The 245-nt window shown below is 64.1% G+C and carries 1 protein-coding gene; it reads right to left on the reverse strand.

Annotated elements, in window-relative coordinates; genetic code table 11:
• A partial coding sequence (locus tag G8O24_RS43440) for a hypothetical protein (RefSeq protein WP_188108489.1) occupies nucleotides 1–245 on the reverse strand: 245 nt, incomplete at both ends.

The following is a 245-nucleotide window of genomic DNA, read 5'->3' on the forward strand; positions in this document are numbered from 1 at the left end:
GGTTGATCGCAAGGTTGAGCGCCTTGCGCAGGCGGATGTCGGTCCAGGGCGAGCCCGGCAGCACGCTGAGATGATAATTCCAGACATGCGGCGTGACGTTGTCGACGATCTTCATGCCGGCGGCCTTACGCACGCGAATGTCGTTCCAGGGCGAGCCTTCGACGCGCGAGAACTGCCACGGCCAGACATGCGGCTGCTCGTTGGCGTAGAGCTTGAAGCCGCGCTGCTTCAGCTCCGGCAGCGCA

The sequence above is a fragment of the Bradyrhizobium campsiandrae genome, assembly GCF_014529705.1.
In the GTDB taxonomy this organism is placed as follows: domain Bacteria; phylum Pseudomonadota; class Alphaproteobacteria; order Rhizobiales; family Xanthobacteraceae; genus Bradyrhizobium; species Bradyrhizobium campsiandrae.